The following is an 18,384-nucleotide window of genomic DNA, read 5'->3' as shown; positions in this document are numbered from 1 at the left end:
CGCTATGCTTTTCTGACGAAGTCGACAACTTTTGTCGGCTTTTGGCTGTTTTCATCATCAATGCGTTTCAGGCGTCCGCTGCTGAGTTCGTAGACCGCGTCCGCAAAACGGTGCATGGAAGGGTTGTGGGTGATGATGACGACTATCGAACCTTTGTTTTTCAATAGCTGGAGGGCGATGGCCAGTGATGCCAGCCCTTCCTTGTCCAGGCCTGCATCCGGTTCGTCCAGGACAATGAGTTTGGGAAGGCCATAAATTGCCCGTGCCAGCGCCACCATCTGCCGCTGCCCTCCTGATAACTTCTGGCCGTCCTCACCGACATCCATTTCATAGCTGTCTGGCCAGTTTTCTATCATATTATGGATTCTGACCAGCTTGGCGGCTTGTATGACCTTTTCGATTTCCCCCTGTTCCAGGCGTGAAATATTTTCCCGCACGGTGCCGGAGAACAGGCTGGCCTTTTGCGGCAGATAGCCCACATGGGGGCCTAATTGGCGGGAATCCCATAGGGAAAGGTCGTGGCTTCCCAAATGGACTTTGCCACGGCTGGGTTCGAGCAGGCCGACCAGGATACGGGCGAGGGTGCTTTTGCCCGTTCCCATCTTGCCAGTCAGGGCAATGATTTCCCTGGGGGTGATGGTCAGGTTCACCTTGTCAAAGACTGGCTGTGGCGAGCCTGAATAACGGAAGCCGACGGATTCCAGCACCAGTTTTCCCGTTGGGGCTGGTAGGTTCAGGGGTTTTTTGAATTTTTCGCCGTCGTGCAAATACTCGTTGATGCCGAAAAAGGCTTCCCGCGCTTTGATGAAATGGCTCAGGGACTGGATGGCCGATTCCAGTGGGGTGACTGCCTGACGCATCAGCAGGACTGCGGCGATAGTGGAACCGGGTGAAAGTTCTTTATTGAGGATCAGCCAGGTGGCGACACTGACGACGACAACCTGCAACAACAGCCGTGAGAATTTAAGGGTGGTGCGTATGTGCATTTCCAGCGTGGAGTTTTTTGCCCGTTTTCCTTGGGTTTGTTCCGCGATGCTGCCCCAGCGGTCCAGCACATTGGGGCGCATGCCCATGGATTCAATGATGTCCGCATTTGATGCGAAATGTGCGGCCTTATCAAAGCGGTCTTTGTTGGCGTTTTCGGAGTCTTGCAACAATTGCCGTGACACCTTTTCGTTGATCAGCCCGAGGATGATCAGGAAAACTGCGGCCAGCGATACGACTATGCCTAACACTGGGTGTAGCAGGTACAGGATTGACAGGTACAAGGGCGTCCAGGGAATGTCCAACAAGAAGATGACCTGGGAGCCTGACAGAAAGCGCTGCACGGTATCCAGATGCACCAGCCCTTTGATGGACTTGGGGGCGGCTTTGTCAGCCGATTTTTTCAGGATGGTTTCCAGCACCTGCTGGTTGATCATTTCATCGAAGAATGCACCAAACTTGGAAAACAGTTTGTGCCGAACCCGCTCCAACGCCGCCAGCACAGACAACGCGACCATCACCATTCCGGTCAGAAAATACAAGGAGTCAAACGCATGGCTGGGGATGACCTTGCTGTACACCTGCAACAGGTATAACGGGATTGACAGCATCAATAGGTTGATGAAGAAGCTGAAAACCAGGATGGCCCGGAAAGTGGGGGCATTCTGGTCAAGTATCTTTTGCAGGGATGGATGCAGGTTTTCAATCAAGTACATGTTTTTATTATTGTGATTTTATTTGTTAAGCACTTTGATTGGTGCCGCTGGACATTGCCAGGGTAAGCAATGTCCAGTGTGCAGTTGGAAACTTCAGGATATTGTTAGTAAAGGATATCACCGTCTGGAGTATGGTTTCCGCTATCGTCAGTCGGTGGCTGTTCCTCATGGGAGCCATTGTCGTCAGGGGTGACATCCGTTCCGTTTTCCGGGTCATTTTCCGGGGATTGAGGACAGCCGCAATCCCCGGAGCCATTTTCATCGTATTCGTCTTTGTTGTCCCAGTAGCCGGAGCCGCTACCGGAACCGCCATGGCAAGTCCCATTGTCGGTGTCACCCTGGCCGTGCCCACCGCCGAACCCGCCGTGGCCGTGCCCGCCGCCAAAACCACCGTGCCCATTGCCGGAGCCATGGCCTCCTTGCCCGGTGTCGCAGCCGCCTTGGCCGTGCCCACCGCCGAACCCGCCGTGGCCGTGCCCGCCGCCAAACCCGCCGTGTCCATTGCCGGAGCCGTGGCCTCCTTGCCCGGTGTCACAGCCGCCTTGGCCGTGTCCACCGCCAAACCCACCCTGGCCGTGCCCGCCGCCAAACCCGCCGTGTCCATTGCCGGAGCCGTGGCCTCCTTGCCCGGTGTCACAGCCACCCTGGCTGTGTCCGCCGCCCGCACCACCATGTCCGCTGCCGCCGCCGTCATGTTTGCCGCTGACGCCATCGTGATGGTCATTGCAGGAGTTGCCGCCTGGAACGGCTGGGGTGGAGTGTTCATTATGGGATGAGGAGCCGCATTTGGCCCCTCCCCCAATATAGTCAAAGCCAAAATGACTGAATTTGTTCATGGGTGCTCTTCCTTATTGTTGGGTAATGCATTGGAACGCAAACGTACTGCTGTGAGTTTGCAACACTCGGTCAATCTAAGTTGATGATTGGGCTGACGATCATCATATTGCAGGGTGCCAGTATAGCCCTTATCAATAAAACCATGACGGCCATCTGATTAATGGCATTAATTAATGGGTGTTGCGCTTAATGCTATTGATGTTATTACCGTGCATCTGCTCCAACAGCGGAGTGTCTGCCCTTATGTTATGCTGGGGCATCTTTCATGAATAAAAACAATAATGAAGACATATATTTATGGTGTTGTCCTGATGCCATGCCTATTGTTTGGAGTGTCTGCCAAGGCTGAAAACCTGTTGCAAGTGTACGAGGCGGCATTGGCGCACGATACAACGCTACAGTCAGCAGACATTAATTACAAAATTGCCGAAGAAAACCGCCGGAAGGCAATATCGGCATTCCAACCCAAGGTGGATGTGTCCGCCTCCCCCTATCACGCTGACGGTAGCGGCGCTGTGTCAGGCGCTGCCATTGGTTACGGCGTGACTGTGCGCAAACCATTATGGGATCATGCAGCCGATATTGACCGGACGGCAGCCGCCAGCGAGGTGAGCGCTGCGGACAATCTGTATCAGGACAGCAGGCAGAAGCTGTTCCTGAATGTTGCCAGCGCTTATCTGGATTTTCTGGCTACCGCCCATGATTTAAAGCTGATACGGAAGGAGCGTGATGTGCGCGCTGAGGAGTTGCAGATACTGGAGCGCCAATATCAGCAGCAAAATGCCACCATTACCGACTTGCACGAACTCCAGGCGTATCAGGACACAATCGATGTGCGGGTTGTGGAAGCGGAGGACAGGCTGGAGGGGCAGCGCACCCGCTTGTTCCGTTTGTCCGGTGAAAACTATCAGGCGTTGGATGACTTGCGGGAGGGCTGGCTGGAACAGTTTGCGCCGCAGCGTAAGGCGGAATACTGGCAGGATGCGGCGCTCAAGCACAACAAGCCGATACAGGATGCGCTGTATCAGGTACAGATCGCCCAATCCCGCCTGGATGCCGTCCGGGCTGGCTCCGACCCTACGGTGAACCTGGTGATGCAGCATAATGGCGACCATTATTACCAGGACAATCTTGGCGACCGTTCCGATAACCGCATTGGCCTTGAGTTCAACATGAATGTGTACGACGGCGGCAGGACGGAATCCAGCGTCCGGAAGGCAAAGCTGGAGTTGGAGCAGGCGCAGGTAAACCTTACGGCGCAACAGGACACGGTGCGCCAGCAGGTGGCCGACGCCTACAGGGCTGTGCTGGGCGATTACAAACGCATCCGGCTTTATCAGAAACTGCTGGAATCATCCCGTGAAGCGTTGCAAACAACCCGGGAGGGGCGTTCCCTTGGCAGCCGCACCATGACGGATGTCCTGTTGGCGCAAGAGAAAGTGTTCCAGGCAGAACGGGACTATCTGGAAATCCAGTATGCTTACCTGCTGGGTCTGATGAAACTGGAGCAGACGGCGGGGACGTTTGACCTGGAAACCCTGAAATCCATTAACGCCTGGGCATCTTCTTCCCGGCAACCGGGCGAAGAAGTGGCGGGAATGGTGGGCAAACCCTAATGCTGGGTTTCTGCGCCCACTGTTTTCGTTTAGTATTCGGCGAATTCGTTTGGACTTTGAAGAACAAATCATGTTGAAACCCATTCTTGTCGGCCTGTTTTCCGTCGTGTTGTTGCAGGCGTGCAGCAGCGTTCCTGGCGTTGTCGAACAGCCCAAAATTTCTGTTCAGAATATCGCCGTGCAAAATATTTCCCTGACGCAGGGAACGGCCCTAGTGACATTGAATGTCAGCAACCCCAACGCTTTTCCGATCCCAATCAAGGGCATCCAGTATGGCCTGAACCTGAATGGGCATCTGGTTGCAACCGGGGAGCAATCCCAAGACCAGATGATCGGCGCGCGTCAGGAAGTGCCGGTCAGCATCCCCATCAAACTGGATTTTATCGAGCTGGCCCAACTGGCCCCGGTCGCCTGGCGTGAACGCAAGCTGCAATATGACCTGAATGGTGCGGTGAAGCTGCCCTTGATCAGCGTCCCATTCCAACGTCAGGGTGGGATAGGGGTGCAGCAATGACGATCAAGTCGGATCACTGGATTCGCCGGATGGCTGAGGGCGGGGGCATGATTGAGCCGTTCGAGCCGGGGCAGGTGCGTTCCGTGAATGGCGGGAAAATCGTCTCCTACGGCACTTCCAGCTACGGTTATGACGTGCGTTGCGCCAATGAATTCAAGATTTTCACCAATATCAACAGCACCATCGTTGACCCCAAGGCGTTTGACGAAAAGAGTTTCGTCGATTTCACCGGCGAGGTGTGCATTATCCCGCCGAATTCGTTCGCACTGGCGCGGACAGTGGAATATTTCCGCATCCCACGCAGCGTGCTGACGGTTTGCCTGGGGAAATCCACCTATGCGCGCTGCGGCATCATTGTCAACGTCACGCCGCTGGAGCCAGAGTGGGAAGGGCATGTGACGCTGGAGTTTTCCAATACGACGCCGCTGCCCGCCAAAATTTACGCCAACGAAGGGGTGGCGCAAATGTTGTTCTTCGAGTCAGACGAAATTTGCGGAACTTCCTACAAGGATCGCGGCGGCAAGTATCAGGGGCAAAAGGGCGTCACCCTGCCGAAGACGTAGCGGCCAGTTTGCCCAGCACATGGCTGACGGCGACCAGGGCGAAGCTGGCGGTGACCGTCATGACGGAGCCGATGCCTCCGGCGCAGCTCAGGTCGCAGGCCGGGCCATTTTCGGGCAAGGTCATGGCCTCTTCCGACCATACCGCAGGGATCTCGAAACGCCGCTTTGGGTTCTGGCTGAAGCCGTAGTGTTGGCGCAGTTCCTTGCGCACCCGCGACAGCAAGCGGTCTTGATGGGTCTTGCCCAGGTCGGAAAGGCGGATTTTGGTCGGGTCTTTTTGCCCACCGGCACCACCCAGCATGATCAGGCGGATTTTGTTGCGGCGGCAATGGGCTGCCAGCGCAGCCTTGACGCGGAAATTGTCGATGCAGTCAATCACATAGTCGAAACCGGCGTGGATCAATGCGGCGACATTGTCTTTTTCCACGAAATCTTCAATGGTGTGAATCTGGCAGGCGGGATTGATGCCGAAGCAACGTTCCTTCAAAACCTCGACTTTGGCACGCCCTACGGTGTCGCCAAGCGCGGGAAGCTGGCGGTTGATATTGGATTCGGCCACGTTGTCGAGGTCGATCAGGGTCAGTTTGCCGACGCCGCTGCGGGCAAGGGCTTCCACCGCCCAGGAGCCGACGCCGCCGACACCGATGACGCAGATGTGGGAAGCAGTGAAGCGGGTGAACGCCGCTTCACCATACAGGCGGATGATGCCGCCGAAACGGCGGCTGACATCCACTGCATCCATTATGCGGCGTAAGGGTCGCGCAGGATGATGGTCTGTTCCCGGTCAGGGCCGGTGGAAATGATGTCGATTGGGGTTTCGACCACTTCTTCCAGACGCTTGAGGTAGGCTTTGGCGTTGGCGGGCAGCACATCATAGCTGGTGGCGCCAAATGTGGATTCAGTCCAGCCGGGCAGGTCTTCATAAACCGGTTTGCAGCGTTCAAAGGCGTCGGTGTCAACTGGCGGCACATCGATAACCTTGCCATCCAGTTCATAGCCGGTGCAGATACGCACAGTTTCCAGGCCATCCAGCACATCCAGTTTGGTGATGCACAGGCCACTGACCGTGTTGATGTGCATGGCGCGGCGCAGGGAAACGGCGTCATACCAGCCACAACGGCGTGGCCGTCCCGTGGTGGAGCCGAATTCGTTGCCAGCCTTGGCGATATGCGCGCCAATATCATCAAACAGTTCGGTTGGGAATGGCCCAGCGCCCACCCGGGTGGTGTAGGCCTTGGTGATGCCGAGAATATAGTCGATATTGCGTGGGCCAATGCCGGAGCCGGTGCAGGAGCCGCCTGCGGTGGTGCTGGAGGAGGTGACGTAAGGGTATGTGCCGTGGTCGATGTCCAGCAGGGTGCCTTGCGCACCTTCCAGCATCACATCCTTGCCCCCCTTGCGCAATTCGTAGAGGCGGTAAGGGATGTCGGCAATCATTGGTTTGATGATTTCAGCCATCTGCATGGCTTCGTCCAGCACTTTGTCAGGGTCAACCGGGGCGCACTTGAAATAGTGCTCCAGCGCGAAATTGTGGTATTCCATGATGCTGCGCAGCTTGATCTCAAACTGTTCTGGGTTCAGCAGGTCACCGACGCGCAGGCCACGGCGGGAAATCTTGTCTTCGTAGGCCGGGCCAATGCCGCGCCCGGTGGTGCCGATGGCTTTTTTGCCGCGCGCCTGTTCACGCGCCGCATCCAGCGCCATGTGGTAAGGCAGGATCAACTGACAGGCTTCGGAAATTTTCAGGCGTTCACGGGCAGGCACACCGCGCGATTCCAGCATCTCGATTTCCTTGAGCAGCGCATCCGGGGCGAGCACCACGCCGTTGCCGATCATGCACTCGACACCCGCGCGCAGGATGCCGGACGGCACCAGATGCAGGACGGTTTTCTCCCCGTTGATGACCAACGTATGCCCGGCATTATGGCCGCCCTGAAAACGTACAACGGCGGAGGCGTTTTCGGTCAGCAGGTCAACAATCTTGCCCTTGCCTTCATCACCCCACTGAGTGCCCAATACAACGACGAATTTTCCCATGTCAGTCTCGCTCAATGCTTCAAAGTGTCAGAAAATCTCAGACGGCCACCACGCTCCATTGGCCGTCTTGCAGTGTAATTTGCCGCTTGCAACCCAGTGACGCAGGGGTTGCAGTTTGCCCGTCCAGTGCGCGGATTACCCGCTGGCCTTGGTTGCGTAGCCGATGGATCAGTTGCTCCAGCGCTGCATCCTGTAGGGCTGGGGCGAAAATCGCCGTCTCTGTCGGCAACTGCATGGAGGGCAGGGAGAATTTCGCCAGGGTGCGCAAATCGGTGCTGAAACCCGTGGCTTGGCGCCCCCGTCCGAAGGCTTCGCCGATACCGTCGTAACGTCCGCCGCGCGCCACTTCGCGGCCCATGTTGGGCGTATAGACACCGTACACAATGCCAGTATGGTAGTCGTAACCGCTCAATTCACTCAGGTCGACATGAATCCGGCAGCTTGGGAAGCTGGCGGCAACCCGTCCGACCAAAGTGTGCAGGTAGGCAAGCGCCTCCTGAATCTCCGGGAAGGCATCGCCGAACAGCCCTGCCGCTTCATCCAGCACGGCCACGGAGCCATTCAGGCGGGGCAACTGGCGCAGGCAACGCTTGATGCTGTCAGGCAGCTTGGCGGATTGCAGCCATTCATCCATTTCCGGTAGGGATTTACGTTCCAAGATGTCATAGAGCGCGCGTTCCTGCTGTGCATTCAGGCCAGCGGCGCGGGCCAAGGAGCGGAAGATGCCGACATGGCCAATATCCAGCAGCAAATCAGGAACCTGGCAATGGTTGAGTGTCGCCAATAGCAGGGAAATGACTTCGAAATCACTGTCCAACCCCGCATGGCCGAACAGTTCCGCGCCAACCTGGAGGGGGGAGCGGGAACCGTCGCGATGGAAACTGCGGGTGCGCAACACGCTGCCGATATAGCATAGGCGGTTGGTTTGCGCCGTTTTGAGCTTGTGGGCGTCAATCCTGGCGATCTGCGGCGTCATGTCGGCGCGCACGCCCATCATGCGCCCGCTCAACTGGTCAGTCAGTTTGAAGGTCTGCACATCCAGGTGGGTGCCGTGGCCGGTGCTCAACGATTCCATGAATTCCACCAGCGGCGGCATCACCAAGCGGTAACCCCAAGTGGAAAACAGATCCAGCAGGCTGCGGCGCAGTTGTTCCAGACACTCGGCTTCATCGGGCAGGGCTTCGCTGATGCCGTCGGGGAGCGCCCAATATTGGTCAGTATTCAGCATATTTTGGCTAATCAGTCAAAAAGAGCAGTAGGATACCAGCAATCACACTTACCAGACCAATGCTTCGTAAGGTTTTGTCCGGTAATGAGAGCAATTGGGTGTAGGCCTGTTTGAGGCGGGAGGGGCTTAAAAACGGCATAAGCCCCTCCACTATCAGAAGGAGGGCGACAGCGTTGAGCAAATCGTTCCAGTTCACTTCCACGGCATGGACTTATTGGGCAGATTGCTGTTTGAAGTAGCGGAAGAACTCGGAATCCGGCTCCAACACCATCATGTCGTTGCCCTTGCCCAGGGTGTTCTTGTAGGCGTTGATGCTACGGTAGAACGCATAGAATTCGGGATCTTGCTGATAGGCGCTGGCGTAGACTTCTGCGGCCTTGGCATCGCCTTCACCCCGGATTTTTTCCGCTTCCCGGTACGCTTCTGCCTTGATGATGGTGGCCTGCCGGTCGGCGTCGGCGCGGATTTTTTCCGCCTCTTCCTTACCGCGTGAACGGAAATCTTCCGCTACCCGCTGGCGTTCGGAGCGCATCCGTTCGAATACGGAATTGCTGACCGTTTCGGGGAAATCGATCTTGCTGACCCGCACATCCACAATCTCAATGCCCAGTTGCTTGGCCACTTCATTGGATTTGTTTTCCAGCCCCTGCATGATCATGCCACGTTCAGCTGACAGGGCCTCTTCAATGGTGCGGCGGCTGAATTCGTTGCGCAGGCCATCTTTCATCAATTGTTCCAGGCGGTTTTGGGCGTTCTGGATTGCATCCTCGACACGCCCACCGCCGGTGGAGCGGTAAAACGATGCAAAATCCTGGATGCGCCATTTGACGAAAAAGTCAACCTGCACGTATTTTTTCTCGCCGGTCAGGAAACGTTCGGATTCGGAACTCAGCGTCAGAATCTGGGAGGGGAACTTGCTGACGGTGTTGATGAACGGTGCCCGGAAATGCAGCCCAGGCCCGATGTCAGGGTTGACGATTTCCCGGAACTTGAACAGGATGGCGCGCTGGCGCTGGTCGACCATGTAAATGGAGGAGTAAAGCAGCAGCAACACCAAGCCAGCGGCGGCAATGATTGTATTTCTGATGTCCATGATTAACGGCCCTCCCTGACGCTGGTTTCACGAGACTGTTGGCGCACGTTGGCAGCGCCATTGTTGCTGGCGGCGGCGGGTGAGTTGACGTTGGTGGTGGCATCCTGCTGGGCATTCTGGGCCGCTGCTGCCGTGGCCGCTGCTGTTGCCGCGTTGCCCTGTGTGTTCAACTGATCCAGCGGCAGATACAGCATGTTGTTGCTGCGGGTGTCAACCATCACTTTACGGCTGCCAGACATGACAGATTCCATCGCATCCAGATACAGGCGTTCACGGGTGACTGCCGGGGCTTTGTGGTATTCCACCACCAATTGGCTGAAGCGGGCGGCGTCACCCATCGCCCGGTCGACAGCCTCTTGCCGGAAGGCTTCCGCATCGGCTTTCAGGCGTGCCGCTTGGCCGCCAGCTTCGGGAAGGACTTTCTTGGAATAGGTTTCCGCTTCGTTCTGGAAACGGTTTTTGTCTTCACGGGCGCGGTTGGCCTCATCAAAGGCGTCCTTGACTTCGGTCGGCGCTTCGGCATAAGTCAGGTTAACCTTGATGATTTTCAGGCCTGCCTTGTAGTCATTCAGAATTTGCTGCATCAGGTTTTGGGTGTCGATGGCGATTTGCTCGCGGCCTTCCTGCAGAATGAAGTCCATATTATTGCGCCCGATAATGTCACGGATGGAACCGCGCATGACCTGATAGAGGGTGCCTTGGGTTTGGTCGGACACATAGTCAGCATTGAGGATATTGAAGGCGTATTCTTCAGCGTTGCTTATCTTGTATTGGACGGAAACCGCGATATCGACGATGTTTTCATCCTTGGTCAGCATGGTGCTGCGATCTTGCGCGCTACGGTTCTGCTCAACATCAAAGACTTCGACCGTTTCGAATGGGTAAGGCAAACGCCAATGCAGGCCTGCCCCCGTGGTTTCCTGGTAAGCCCCAAAGCGCAGCACCAGCCCTTTCTGGCGCGCATCAATGGTGTAAAAACCGGACAATAACCAGCCGATCACCAGCAAGCCCACCAGTAACAGGACACCTTTTCCGCCATTGTTGTCAGACCCGTCGCCATGGCCTGAACCGCCAAACAATTTGCTCAGTTTCTGGTTGAGTTTACGGATCAGCTCTTCGGGATCATTGCCTCCCGGGGTGCGTTTTTTCCCCGTCCATGGGTCTTGTTGATTTCCACCCGGTTCGTTCCAGGGCATAGCTTAAGCTCCTAAATGTTCTAATTTTCGCGAGTCTAAGGGTCGCAGGGTCAATTTCAACGCGAAGCATAGCAGATTCAGGGGGGCAGTATTCAACTCACCCCCGAAAAATGGGGGATGAAAAGCGATTCAAATGCAAATTTGGCCTGACAAGGGAATAAATAAGACGGGGGAAGGCCGGTTCTAACCAGCACCCCCGGCAGATTTCCCCCTTCTGAACGCAGTCAGCAGCAACGGTGCAAAGAGTCCGGCGGCACCAACTGGATCCAGCGCACCCGCGCCTCCTGGGTAATTGACACGCGGGTTGTCCGGCTGGGAAACCGGCGAGCCAGCATAAGGCGGCGGGGCGAACTGCTGTATCCAGTTGGCGTAGCTGGCCACGCGGGTATAGATGCCGTATTTGCCCGGCATTGCGCAACCTTCGCCTTGGCTGACGATGCCCACCTGCCGGTAAACGCCGTTCTGCTGCACCATCAACGGCCCGCCGCTGTCGCCGACGCAGGCGTCCTTGCCGCCTTGGGGAAAACCGGCGCACAGCATGGTCGATTGGATCCTGCCGTTATAGGACGATGGCGTGTTGCAGGCTTCATTGGGCACGATTGGAATCGTGACCTGCTGTAACTGGCGCGGGTAATTGCCAGGATAACCATTGGGCGCCTTGGCGGTGCGCGCTCCCCAGCCGACTACGGTGGCGGAGGTGCCTGGCGGTGGGTTATCGGCGTAAACCGGCATGGTCGCGCCTTCCAGCGGCGCATCCAGCATCAGCAGGGCAAGGTCATTGGCTCCGGTCGCCATGTTGTAATTGGGGTGGACAATGATGCGTTGCACGCGCATGTTCCGGCCGCTGGGGGAATCCAACCCGGTCGCGCCGGAAAAGATGATCATGTCGTCAACACCGTATTCGTAGTAAAGCCCCTCAGCCTCACCGCGGACACAATGCGCCGCAGTCAGCACCCACAACGGATGGATCAGGTTGCCCCCACACAAAACTTCCCCCGTTGCTGTTGTCTTGATTGCAACCACTGATGGCCAAGCGTTTTGCCCAACTGGGTTACCCCCTATGATCCGCATTTTCATCGGATCAGCGTGCACCTGTTGTAGTGGCACCAACAGGAAAAAAATGAGCCCCAATAATTTGTACATTATAAATCCCCTATCACGTTATGATTCAGCCCATCGTTTACGACCGCCAAAACCGGCAAAATGCTGCACGGGACGAGAAAATTTTTATGAGTTTTATTCTGATAACGGGAAACGCCACGCTCGACATCACCAATTTGGTTGCCCATTACCCGTCTGAGGACGAAGAAATGCGTGCGCTGCATCAATGGGTTAGCGCTGGCGGTAATGCCGCCAATATGGCCAAGGTGCTGGCGGCTCATGCACATCGTTGTGATTTATGCGGAGTAATTGCCAAAAATAGTGATGGCGATCACATTTCTGCTGATCTTTCCAGCAAATCTGTCGGGCTGGAATACGTGGTGCGCCATCCGGGCGCCGCGCCAGTTTCCTATATCACACTCAATCAGCAGAATGGCAGCCGCACCATCGTCCATTACCGTGATTTGCCGGAGTTGTCCGCCGGGGACTTTCGCCGTGTTCCGGTGACGCATTATGACTGGCTGCATTTTGAGGGGCGGAATGTGGGTGAACTGGCGAAGATGCTGGCCTATGCCCGTGAAAACCTGTACGACCAGCCGGTGTCGCTGGAAATTGAGAAGATTCGCGCTGGGCTGGAGGATCTGGTTCCGCAGGTTGATCTGGCGATGTTCCCGCGCGCCTATGCGCAGGCGCAGGGGTTTCAGGAGGCGGAAAGCTTTTTGCGGGATCGGCAGCACAAACATGGCAAGGTGTGGATGACCTGCACCTGGGGTGAGGCGGGGGCCTGGGCGATTGACCAATTGGGAATGGTCTTTCATGCGCCTGCTTCACCGGTGGGAAAGGTGGTGGATACGGTTGGCGCGGGGGATGTGTTCAACGCCGGGCTGGTGCATGCGCTGGCGACCGGGAACCTGCTGGAGGAAGCCTTGCATTACGCCGTCAAACTGGCTGGGCGCAAGGTGCAGCAACAAGGGTTCGATGGTTTGGTCTGATAGCCTCTGTACTGTCCAAGGCATCGCTGGGAAAACTGCGCTTAAAGGCTATTCCCCCCATTTTCTGCTTCGGGCTAGAATGCGCCCAGCGTAAAAATGAGGAGAAGACGACATGCCACAGCTTAAAGCGCTTTTGTTCGATGTGGATGGCACGCTGGCGGACACTGAGCGGGACGGACACCGGCCAGCTTTCAATAAAGCCTTCCGTGAAGCCGGACTGGACTGGGATTGGACAGTGGAACTGTACGCTGATTTGTTGACCGTCACTGGCGGCAAGGAACGTATCTGCTATTTTCTGGAAAAATACCTGCCGGGCTTTGCGCCAGAAGAAGGCATGGCTGAATTTGCGGCGCGTATGCACAAGCGCAAAACCCATTTCTATCTGCAAATGCTGCAAGCCGGGGAAATCCCATTGCGCACCGGCGTTGCCCGTCTGCTGAATGAAGCCCGCACCGCCGGGTTGCGTCTGGGCATCGCCACCACCACCACGCCGGAGAATGTCACCTATCTGCTGAAAGCGACGCTGGGGGGGGCATCTGTCGGTTGGTTCGACTGTATTGCGGCGGGTGACATTGTGCCTGCGAAAAAGCCCGCGCCGGACATCTACCTGTACGCGATGGACATGATGGGTTTGAAAGCGGAGGAATGCCTGGCGTTTGAGGACTCAGAAAATGGCATCCGCTCATCGTTGGCAGCCAATCTGAAAACGGTGGTTACGGTCAATGATTACACTCGTGGCCACGATTTCAGTCGGGCTGTTCTAGTGCTTGACCAGTTTGGCGAACCGGGCATGCCTTTTACCGTTTTGAGTGGTGACGCAGATGCTTACACCTGCGTCACCGTGCCGTTATTGCAGCAGTTGTTTATCCAAAATAGCCTTTCTGGACAGCCTGATTGAAAATGTCGAGCTGCTGAGGCGTCAGCATGGAGGATGGCTGCATCATTTGCTGGGTGAAGCCATTGTCCATGCGTGAGCCGTTGCCTATTGCTGAATCCGCCGCGCCCAAGGATTGTGCCACGCTGTGGCTTTGGGTTGCTGGTGTTGCCTGTGGCTGCCCACCCAGGTGGATATTGGAGGCCACGAAAGCATTTTCCTGCACGTTGTCAAAGTCCGTGTTACGGGCAATGATGTCGGACAGCTTGGTGTTCTTGATGGCCTGCAATTCCTTGCCGGAAAATTGGTTTTCATACCAGAAACGGTCACCATCACGTAGGCGGGTAAACTGGTCGGCCATGATCTTGGTGAATGTCTGCCCGAACAGGGAATCACCTACTGGTTTTTCTGCCAAACCGGCCACCCATAGGTCAACGTCAGCAGGTTTGGCGTAGACTTGCGCCAGCTTTTCACCGAAACCTTCGCGCCAGATGGAAGATTCAAAGCTGGTGACCGGTTTCAGCCCCAATGCTGCACGGGCATCACCGTAACCTGCCAGACCGTGGTCACGCCCACGCTGGATATTGACGGCGGCCAGATCCAGGCCACCTTGCGGGAACAGGAAGTTGCGCACATCATCCACAATCATCGGGTCTACGGCTTGCGCCGTCTGGGATGCCGCGCCGCGCAGGATCGGGTCAATGCCTGCCTCCATTACCTTGTCTGGCCTGAAGAAGGCATCCCGCAAAGCAACGTCGCCCTGGCTGATGGTTTCACCGTTTTCATCCAACCGCAGCAGGTTGGGGGAAAGCATGGTATGCCCCATGCGGAAGGCGGCAGTGGCGAAAGCATTGTCAATGCTGGGGTCTACATTGGGCTTGTAGCCTGTGTACCGTGGGATGGCATTTTTGCCAAGCAGGTTAGGCAGGAATTCGTTGTAGGTGATGGACTGGATTTGGGCAACATTGACCCGGCGGGCCTCCTGATACAGTTTTTCGTCACTCCAGTCTGGATGCTTTTGCGCCAGCTCATCGGCCAGACGATTGTGCTCCCGTACCCAGATCGTATGCATGGATGTTAGGCCGATATTTTCATTGGAACGAGGGTCGCCCGCCAGGAATTGCCCATTGGCATCGGTTGGCAACAAATCACCCGCTGATGTTTTCATTTTGCCGCCGCTGTGGGTGCGCAGGGAGTCCGCATAGGCGGCATCAGAACCGTAGACGTTGGAGCCGTCAACAAAGGCCGTAATCTTGTTGCTCTGTTGGCGCTGCCCATTGGCATCCAGGGTGGCGGCGCTGCGGTCAATGGTGATGGCGGCTGTGCCAGTCCCGTTCGGGTCAAGTTGGGGGTCGCCTTGGGGTATGGCAATGTTGATCGGCTCGTTGGCATCGGTGGGGGTTAAGGTCATGTCGTGGTCAAGAAATTGCCCCCACATCCAAAACAGGTCACTCAATCCTTTTTGGTTTACGGTGTTTTGCCCATTTTGGGCGGCAACGGCGTTACTGACTTCACGAGGATTGGGCAGGCGTTGCTCGGTGCTGCCACCAGGTTCGCGGCTGCTGTCCTGTGGGATTCGGCGCTGATGCTGGATGCCTGCTTGGCCCCAGGCAGGATTTTTCTTGTTGTTGCCGGAGCCGTCCATGCTGCGGTATTCGGTGGGGGCTGGTTTGGGCTTGTTTTGCTCCAGTTGCGCCAGTAACGTTTGGATAAGGTTTAGCAGGTTTTTCCAGACGGGGTTTTGCCTGCTCCTGCCATTATCATTATATCCCTGCAATTGGCCAAGGGCGGCGACCGCTTGCTGGGTGGCTGTTTGGCTGGCAGTTGTGTTGCCGCCATCAGACAACTGCTTATAAATTTGGGAAAGGGAACGGGAAATGTTGTCGATTGCTTGCATGATGTTTTCCTTTTGGTTCAATCCGTTGAGTGAAAATTCCTTACAGGGCACCAGGCAAAAAATACGCCAGCCGAAGCTGGCGCGGCAAGGGCGAATTCCTCATCGCCAAAGATTCAAAGACAAATGGTCACGAATAACAGACTCAGTTCCCACTGAGCAAGTTTTGGGAACGGTAGGTGCCCAGGCGGTTGCGCCAGCCCGCCAGCCATTTGGCTTCGCCGCGTTCCGGTGGGGCGTTGGCGATGCGGCGCAGCAGCACCTCTTCAGCGGCGCTGGCGAATGCATCCAACGCCTGTGGGCCAGCCTCAACAGGCTGCATGGCCGCCAGCACTTGCAGCAACCCCCAGCCTTGGCCGTTGTAGCGTTCGCTGGGGCTGGTGCCTTCACCCTTGAAGTTGACGTAATCCAGCAAGGGGTACAATCCGCGTGGTGATTTTTCCACGGCCTGATAGTTCCTCAAGACGCGGTCGCGGTCTTGTGCGGCGACTTGGTTGAGCATCAACGGCAGGGCGCGGGTTAGGCGGTCTGCCATGTAGTTGGCCTGGATATTCATGGTTTGTTGCAGGAAATTGCGCAGTTGCTGCATTTCAGGGTCGTTTTTGGCGCGTTCAAACGCTGCCTTGTTTGGCCATGGCGCAGTGCGGGTTGGGCGGCTGGCCAGCCATTGCGGCACTGGCACGCCTTGCGCTTTGGTGTAATCCAATAGTCCGGGGAAGGTTTCGGTATAAGGCCCACGGTGGCCAGCCGGGTACCAGATGAAATGCCCAATGCCGAGGGAGGCGAATTCTTCCCGGTCATTCCAGACGACCAACAGCATTGGGCTGCCACTGGTTTCATTCTTGTAGACCTTGTCGGCAATCCAGTTCAGATCCTTGGCGGGTATCACGGTAGGTTGGGGTTGGGTCACCTGGGTCATTGGCGCGCATGCAGACAACCCCAGACCTGCGATGACTGTCAGCGAAAGCAGTATTTTTTTCATGTTAAGCCCTGTCGTTTCCTGTTGGAATGAAATGTTGGCACCCATCGGAATACCTGCATCAATGTAACCAGATAGAGCATTGATGGCGTTGAAAGTTCCAATCATTGACCAATGCCCTTACTCTTGCGGGGAAGGAAGGCTATATTTCAGACTGAGGCCAGTAAAAGGAGGTAAGCAGATGAACGAAAGATTACAGCAATTGTTGCATAGCTTGACGACTGAACGTGATGATTTTCGCGTTAGCCTGCATTTGTTGGAAATGGAGGCCAAACAGGAGTGGGAAAAAGCTGAAACCAAATGGGACAACCTGCAATTGAGGCTGCGGGATGCAGGTTATAAGTTGCAGTTGGAAACCAAGGAGGAAGTCCATGATATGGGCGAGGAGGTTGACAAGTTGCAACATAAATTAAGCGACAAGGTGGCGGATTTGCGCGTGGAGTGGATGGAAGAAATCCATGAGTTGGGTGAAGAGATCGCAGATTTGTACCAGAAAATACGTAAGCGCTTTAAATAGGGGGCGCATGGCCGGATACAAGCTGTGTTAATCTTTGCCCCAATCATTAGGGGCAAGAGGAGCAGGGTATGCACAATGTTCGGGGCTGGCTGTATCTGGCGCTGGAGGAACAGAAAGGTAATAAATGGGCAAAATTCATTAACCACTGCCTGGTGGCGTTGGTGGTCATCAATGTGGTTGCTGTGGCGCTTGAATCTGAACACGCTATCTACAAGGCGCACGAAACCTTGTTCCAATATTTGGAAGTTTCCTCGGTGCTGGTTTTTACGATTGAATATATCGTGCGGGCGTGGATTTGTGTTGAATCAGGGAATGTGGATTTCCAGCATCCCATCGGCGGACGGGGGCGCTATTTGCTGTCGCCGATGGCGCTGGTGGATCTGCTGGCGATTGCGCCTTTTTATCTGAGCTTTTTCTTCGGGGTGGCTGATTTGCGTGTTTTGCGCAGTTTGCGGCTATTGCGTTTATTGAAGCTGACCCGTTATTCCCATTCGCTGGAACTGCTGCTGGCGGTGCTGCGTCAGGAGGCGGAAAACCTGATTTCGGCCATGTTCATTCTATGCATGCTGATTCTGCTGTCGGCAACTGGGATTTATCTGGTGGAAGGGCATATCCAGCCGGACAAATTTGGCAGCATTCCCCGGTCGCTTTGGTGGGCGACGGTGACGTTGGCGACAGTGGGTTACGGCGACGTCATCCCTTCCACTGTAACCGGCAGGGTGTTCAGCGGCGTCACCATTATCACGGGCATTGCTGTCGCCGCATTGCCCGCAGCGATTCTTGCATCCGGCATGATCAGTGAACTGAAACGGCGGCGGGAGCATTTTCGTCAGGAATTGGTGCGCGCCATGGAGGATGGCAGGCTGGATTTCGGCAGCCTGCGTTATCTGGAAAAGATGCGCGTCAAAATCGGCGTCAGCCGGGCGGATGCGCGTCTGGTGTTTGAAGAGGTCAAGCAGGAAACCCGTTTGCAGACCTATTTGACTTGCCCGCATTGTGGGCAGGCCATTGTGATCAAGCATCCGCCGGGGCATGTCCATGTGCGGTCGGCCAAAAGGCAACGGGGACAAGTCGCGGCTTTGTGACGGGCTGCCTGATTATGGTTATGATGGCAGGTATGTTGATATTGACAGCTTACGGTGTTGTGGTCTGATGAAAAAAGTTAGCGTTTTGTTTGTGTGCATGGGCAACATCTGCCGTTCCCCAACGGCTCAGGGTGTTTTTGAGGATCTGGTCAAGTCGC

The 18,384-nt window shown here is 55.9% G+C and carries 19 protein-coding genes; 9 read left to right on the top strand and 10 right to left on the bottom strand.

The genetic code is table 11. The annotated features are described in order from the left end of the window. Positions 1–2: 2 nt before the first annotated feature. Positions 3–1,700 carry a type I secretion system permease/ATPase gene (locus tag VSS37_RS03080; RefSeq protein WP_324693178.1) on the bottom strand — a complete coding sequence of 566 codons (1,698 nt, stop codon included), beginning with the start codon at positions 1,698–1,700 and terminating at the stop codon, positions 3–5. A 101-nt stretch (positions 1,701–1,801) separates the two neighbouring features. On the opposite strand from VSS37_RS03080, the gene VSS37_RS03075 reads away from it, so the two are divergent. The 4 genes from VSS37_RS03075 (at position 1,802) to dcd (ending at position 5,230) form a co-directional block, all read left to right on the top strand. After that, the gene (locus VSS37_RS03075) at positions 1,802–2,476 is read left to right on the top strand and encodes a hypothetical protein (protein ID WP_324693177.1); all 675 of its coding nucleotides are present in this window, start codon (positions 1,802–1,804) and stop codon (positions 2,474–2,476) included. Between the two features lie 342 nt (positions 2,477–2,818). Beyond that, positions 2,819–4,153, top strand: a complete 1,335-nt coding sequence (locus tag VSS37_RS03070) for a TolC family protein (protein WP_324693176.1) — start codon at positions 2,819–2,821, stop codon at positions 4,151–4,153. Positions 4,154–4,223: 70 nt separating this feature from the next. Further along, complete coding sequence (locus VSS37_RS03065; RefSeq protein WP_324693175.1) at positions 4,224–4,667, top strand: LEA/WHy family protein; 444 nt, start codon at positions 4,224–4,226, stop codon at positions 4,665–4,667. Then, on the top strand, positions 4,664–5,230 hold the full coding sequence (dcd, locus tag VSS37_RS03060; protein WP_324693174.1) for a dCTP deaminase: 567 nt from the start codon (positions 4,664–4,666) through the stop codon (positions 5,228–5,230). The genes VSS37_RS03065 and dcd overlap by 4 nt, the downstream gene beginning before the upstream one ends. Here the strand turns inward: dcd and VSS37_RS03055 are convergent. The 7 genes from VSS37_RS03055 to VSS37_RS03025 form a co-directional block, all read right to left on the bottom strand. After that, complete coding sequence (locus VSS37_RS03055) at positions 5,211–5,972, bottom strand: tRNA threonylcarbamoyladenosine dehydratase (protein WP_324693173.1); 762 nt, start codon at positions 5,970–5,972, stop codon at positions 5,211–5,213. The genes dcd and VSS37_RS03055 overlap by 20 nt on opposite strands. Continuing rightward, positions 5,972–7,267, bottom strand: a complete 1,296-nt coding sequence (locus VSS37_RS03050; RefSeq protein WP_324693172.1) for an adenylosuccinate synthase — start codon at positions 7,265–7,267, stop codon at positions 5,972–5,974. Before VSS37_RS03050 ends, VSS37_RS03055 begins: the two co-directional genes overlap by 1 nt. Before the next feature lie 37 nt (positions 7,268–7,304). Further along, positions 7,305–8,495, bottom strand: coding sequence for an ATP phosphoribosyltransferase regulatory subunit (locus VSS37_RS03045; protein ID WP_324693171.1), 1,191 nt, complete (start codon positions 8,493–8,495; stop codon positions 7,305–7,307). Between the two features lie 7 nt (positions 8,496–8,502). Further along, complete coding sequence (locus tag VSS37_RS03040; RefSeq protein ID WP_324693302.1) at positions 8,503–8,691, bottom strand: DUF2065 domain-containing protein; 189 nt, start codon at positions 8,689–8,691, stop codon at positions 8,503–8,505. A 15-nt stretch (positions 8,692–8,706) separates the two neighbouring features. Continuing rightward, on the bottom strand, positions 8,707–9,588 hold the full coding sequence (hflC, locus tag VSS37_RS03035; protein WP_324693170.1) for a protease modulator HflC: 882 nt from the start codon (positions 9,586–9,588) through the stop codon (positions 8,707–8,709). Between the two features lie 2 nt (positions 9,589–9,590). Further along, positions 9,591–10,784, bottom strand: coding sequence for an FtsH protease activity modulator HflK (gene hflK / locus VSS37_RS03030; protein WP_324693168.1), 1,194 nt, complete (start codon positions 10,782–10,784; stop codon positions 9,591–9,593). Between the two features lie 183 nt (positions 10,785–10,967). Continuing rightward, positions 10,968–11,927, bottom strand: coding sequence for a serine protease (locus VSS37_RS03025; protein ID WP_324693167.1), 960 nt, complete (start codon positions 11,925–11,927; stop codon positions 10,968–10,970). Between the two features lie 86 nt (positions 11,928–12,013). Between VSS37_RS03025 and VSS37_RS03020 the strand changes: the two genes are divergently transcribed. Both VSS37_RS03020 and VSS37_RS03015 read left to right on the top strand, forming a co-directional pair. Beyond that, on the top strand, positions 12,014–12,877 hold the full coding sequence (locus VSS37_RS03020) for a PfkB family carbohydrate kinase (RefSeq protein WP_324693166.1): 864 nt from the start codon (positions 12,014–12,016) through the stop codon (positions 12,875–12,877). A gap of 112 nt (positions 12,878–12,989) precedes the next feature. Further along, the gene (locus tag VSS37_RS03015; protein WP_324693165.1) at positions 12,990–13,775 is read left to right on the top strand and encodes an HAD family hydrolase; all 786 of its coding nucleotides are present in this window, start codon (positions 12,990–12,992) and stop codon (positions 13,773–13,775) included. Here VSS37_RS03015 and VSS37_RS03010 read toward each other — a convergent pair. Together VSS37_RS03010 and VSS37_RS03005 are read right to left on the bottom strand one after the other, a co-directional pair. Beyond that, positions 13,741–15,648, bottom strand: coding sequence for a peroxidase family protein (locus tag VSS37_RS03010; protein WP_324693164.1), 1,908 nt, complete (start codon positions 15,646–15,648; stop codon positions 13,741–13,743). The two genes, VSS37_RS03015 and VSS37_RS03010, sit on opposite strands and share 35 nt — an antisense overlap. A gap of 142 nt (positions 15,649–15,790) precedes the next feature. Beyond that, the gene (locus VSS37_RS03005) at positions 15,791–16,627 is read right to left on the bottom strand and encodes a hypothetical protein (RefSeq protein ID WP_324693163.1); all 837 of its coding nucleotides are present in this window, start codon (positions 16,625–16,627) and stop codon (positions 15,791–15,793) included. A 178-nt stretch (positions 16,628–16,805) separates the two neighbouring features. Between VSS37_RS03005 and VSS37_RS03000 the strand changes: the two genes are divergently transcribed. From VSS37_RS03000 to VSS37_RS02990, 3 genes are all read left to right on the top strand, one after another. Next, positions 16,806–17,141: a hypothetical protein gene (locus VSS37_RS03000; protein ID WP_324693162.1), complete on the top strand. Its 336-nt coding sequence runs from the start codon at positions 16,806–16,808 to the stop codon at positions 17,139–17,141. 68 nt (positions 17,142–17,209) lie between these two features. Beyond that, entirely contained in the window at positions 17,210–18,226 is a 1,017-nt protein-coding gene (locus VSS37_RS02995; protein ID WP_324693161.1) for an ion transporter, read from the top strand. Between the two features lie 67 nt (positions 18,227–18,293). After that, a partial coding sequence (locus VSS37_RS02990) for an arsenate reductase/protein-tyrosine-phosphatase family protein (RefSeq protein ID WP_445971471.1) occupies positions 18,294–18,384 on the top strand: 91 nt, incomplete at its 3' end.

It is taken from the genome of Candidatus Thiothrix phosphatis, assembly GCF_035668035.1.
GTDB lineage: Bacteria > Pseudomonadota > Gammaproteobacteria > Thiotrichales > Thiotrichaceae > Thiothrix > Thiothrix phosphatis.
This window is presented reverse-complemented; position numbering and strand designations above follow the sequence as displayed.

Coding starts and splice junctions, on each gene's coding strand:
- VSS37_RS03055 (WP_324693173.1), bottom strand. CDS start 5,972: ATGGATGCAGTGGATGTCAGCCGCCGTTTCGGCGGCATCATCCGCCTG.
- VSS37_RS03065 (WP_324693175.1), top strand. CDS start 4,224: ATGTTGAAACCCATTCTTGTCGGCCTGTTTTCCGTCGTGTTGTTGCAG.
- VSS37_RS03015 (WP_324693165.1), top strand. CDS start 12,990: ATGCCACAGCTTAAAGCGCTTTTGTTCGATGTGGATGGCACGCTGGCG.
- VSS37_RS03005 (WP_324693163.1), bottom strand. CDS start 16,627: ATGAAAAAAATACTGCTTTCGCTGACAGTCATCGCAGGTCTGGGGTTG.
- VSS37_RS03010 (WP_324693164.1), bottom strand. CDS start 15,648: ATGCAAGCAATCGACAACATTTCCCGTTCCCTTTCCCAAATTTATAAG.
- dcd (WP_324693174.1), top strand. CDS start 4,664: ATGACGATCAAGTCGGATCACTGGATTCGCCGGATGGCTGAGGGCGGG.
- VSS37_RS03020 (WP_324693166.1), top strand. CDS start 12,014: ATGAGTTTTATTCTGATAACGGGAAACGCCACGCTCGACATCACCAAT.
- hflC (WP_324693170.1), bottom strand. CDS start 9,588: ATGGACATCAGAAATACAATCATTGCCGCCGCTGGCTTGGTGTTGCTG.
- VSS37_RS02995 (WP_324693161.1), top strand. CDS start 17,210: ATGCACAATGTTCGGGGCTGGCTGTATCTGGCGCTGGAGGAACAGAAA.
- hflK (WP_324693168.1), bottom strand. CDS start 10,784: ATGCCCTGGAACGAACCGGGTGGAAATCAACAAGACCCATGGACGGGG.
- VSS37_RS03000 (WP_324693162.1), top strand. CDS start 16,806: ATGAACGAAAGATTACAGCAATTGTTGCATAGCTTGACGACTGAACGT.
- VSS37_RS03050 (WP_324693172.1), bottom strand. CDS start 7,267: ATGGGAAAATTCGTCGTTGTATTGGGCACTCAGTGGGGTGATGAAGGC.
- VSS37_RS03070 (WP_324693176.1), top strand. CDS start 2,819: ATGAAGACATATATTTATGGTGTTGTCCTGATGCCATGCCTATTGTTT.
- VSS37_RS03080 (WP_324693178.1), bottom strand. CDS start 1,700: ATGTACTTGATTGAAAACCTGCATCCATCCCTGCAAAAGATACTTGAC.
- VSS37_RS03025 (WP_324693167.1), bottom strand. CDS start 11,927: ATGTACAAATTATTGGGGCTCATTTTTTTCCTGTTGGTGCCACTACAA.
- VSS37_RS03045 (WP_324693171.1), bottom strand. CDS start 8,495: ATGCTGAATACTGACCAATATTGGGCGCTCCCCGACGGCATCAGCGAA.